The organism is Actinotalea ferrariae CF5-4, assembly GCF_000603945.1.
In the GTDB taxonomy this organism is placed as follows: Bacteria; Actinomycetota; Actinomycetes; order Actinomycetales; family Cellulomonadaceae; genus Actinotalea; species Actinotalea ferrariae.
The window spans coordinates 1-767 of record NZ_AXCW01000414.1; the positions used below are offsets into that span (position 1 = coordinate 1).

The following is a 767-nucleotide window of genomic DNA, read 5'->3' on the forward strand; positions in this document are numbered from 1 at the left end:
CGGCGCGGCGCAGGTCGGCGGGCGTGCCGCTGCCGACGCCCACGACCAGGAGGCGCGGTGCGAGCCCGGCCCAGGGCAGGCCGGGCGTCCCGGCGATGGCCCGCGGGAGGGTGACGACGTGCGTCTCGCCCGGCCGGCCGTCGGCGCCGAGGGCGTCGGTGAGCTCGGCCAGGTCGATGCCGTAGCGCACCGCGGCGTCCACGGTGCCGACCCGGGGCTGGACCCCCTCGTCGTCGTCACCCGGCGGGGCGACGGGCAGGACGAGCGCGTCCACCTCGTCGTCGGCCGGGAGCGGGGACGAGGAGACGTGCCCGGCGACCACACGGAGCGCGGGAAGGCCGGCGAGGTGGGCGTGGACGTCGAAGGCCTCCGCGCCGGGGGCGGTGGGTGCGTCGGACCCCCGGCGGCCGGCGGGCCGGCGGCGCGAGGATGCTGCGGCGGTCGTCACCGCGGACGTCAGCTGACGACGGAGGTCAGTGCCTCACCCAGCTCGCTCGCCTCGGTCGCGTTGAGCTCGACCACCAGACGACCGCCCCCCTCGAGCGGCACGCGCATGACGATGCCGCGTCCCTCCTTGGTGACCTCGAGCGGCCCGTCACCCGTCCGCGGCTTCATGGCGGCCATCGATGGCTCCCTCTTCCGTGCGTCGTCTGCCGCAGGGCCGTGCTCGGCCCTGCGGTGTGCCGTCCGAACCGTGCGGGACCGTACGGCCCGTGCGGTCGTCCGGGACGAGTCTAGTTCACCGGCCGGCCCCGCCGGTCCCCCGC

General features: G+C 77.4%; 1 protein-coding gene and 1 pseudogene. Both read right to left on the reverse strand.

Features of this window, described 5'->3' with window-relative positions; genetic code table 11:
• Positions 1 to 448 (reverse strand): annotated as a pseudogene (locus tag N866_RS18370) (hypothetical protein); the annotation flags it as partial.
• 8 nt (positions 449 to 456) lie between these two features.
• Positions 457 to 624: a DUF3117 domain-containing protein gene (locus N866_RS20660; RefSeq protein WP_081802811.1), complete on the reverse strand. Its 168-nt coding sequence runs from the start codon at positions 622 to 624 to the stop codon at positions 457 to 459.
• Positions 625 to 767: the final 143 nt, after the last annotated feature.

Coding starts and splice junctions, on each gene's coding strand:
- N866_RS20660 (WP_081802811.1), bottom strand. CDS start 624: ATGGCCGCCATGAAGCCGCGGACGGGTGACGGGCCGCTCGAGGTCACC.